This is a genomic window from Bradyrhizobium sp. 159, from assembly GCF_023073795.1.
Classification (GTDB): Bacteria; Pseudomonadota; Alphaproteobacteria; order Rhizobiales; family Xanthobacteraceae; genus Bradyrhizobium.
This window is the reverse complement of record NZ_JADPKE010000048.1, coordinates 1-1266: the sequence shown is the minus strand read 5'-3', so window position 1 is coordinate 1266 and position 1266 is coordinate 1. Positions and strand designations below refer to the sequence as shown.

At 56.7% G+C, this 1266-nt stretch carries 1 protein-coding gene; it reads left to right on the top strand.

Annotated elements, in window-relative coordinates; genetic code table 11:
- Positions 1-101 precede the first annotated feature (101 nt).
- Complete coding sequence (locus tag IVA96_RS11720; RefSeq protein ID WP_247417255.1) at positions 102-1133, top strand: IS110 family transposase; 1032 nt, start codon at positions 102-104, stop codon at positions 1131-1133.
- Positions 1134-1266: the final 133 nt, after the last annotated feature.

Below are 1266 nucleotides of genomic sequence, written 5' to 3'. Positions count from 1 at the left end.
AACTGCATCAAAAGTGATGGTGTGGAACGGCCCTTCGAACCGGCATCAAAAGTGCCTAACGTGGTCGCTTCGAGAGGCGCCACAAAGGAAGGACCGTTCCAATGGAGAAGATTATCACAGTAGGTTTGGATTTGGCCAAGTCGATCTTCCAAGTGCACGGGATCGGCAGCGACGGGAGAGTATTGGTTCGCCGCATGTTGCGACGATCGCAGGTGCTGCCGTTCTTTCGAGCGCTCCCCTCTTGCCTGGTCGGCATGGAGGCTTGTGCGAGTGCACATCATTGGGCGCGCGAAATCGCGGCGCTGGGGCATTCGGTCCGCATGATGCCACCGGCCTATGTGAAGCCTTATGTCAAACGAAATAAGACCGACATGGCGGATGCAGAAGCCATTTGTGAGGCTGTCACCCGTCCGACGATGCGGTTCGTACCGATGAAGACTGCCGAACAACAAGCAGCCGGTATGATTCTGCGGGCGCGAGAGCTGCTGATCAGACAGCGGAGCCAGACTGCCAATGCTCTGCGCGCGCACATGGCCGAGTTGGGTATTATCGCGGGGACGGGCATGGCAAGCATCGCGAAACTTCTGGGATTGCTCCGGGAGGGGGAAGACGACAGGATCCCCACCACCGCCCGCTTTGCCCTGATCCATTTCGCTGAACAGATTGAGCTACTTACAAACCGCATAGAGAAGCTCGATAGAGAGATTTTGGTTGCCGTCAGAAAGGATCCCGATGCGAGGCGTCTGATGAGCATTCCCGGTGTTGGTCCTCTCATCGCCGCTACCGTTCGGACATCGGTCTTGGATGCTCGTGGCTTTGCCACTGCACGAGATTTTGCGGCTTGGATGGGTCTGACGCCGAGAGCACAATCGAGCGGTGGGAAAGAAAGGCTCGGCGCGATATCGAAGCGGGGAAATCGGCAACTACGGACGCTCTTAATCGTCGGTGCAACTTCTATCATCAAGCTTGCCAAACGAGGCTTGAAAGTCCCGCTCTGGGTTCGGACCATGCTGCAACGCCGGCCGGTCAAGGTCGTATCAGTGGCGTTCGCCAACAAGATTGCGCGCACCATCTGGGCGTTGCTAGTCAAGGGCGGCATCTATCAGGCACCGGCCGCAATGCTGAAATCTTAATCTTAAGAGCTCATCGGCGGAAAAAGAAAGCCGCCGAGGAGGCAGGGTGCAATCTGGATGAACACTGAATGACGACATTCCCGGTAGCAATCAGACCGCCTGACTCACTGCGCTTCGAGCGCGCAAAATTGAT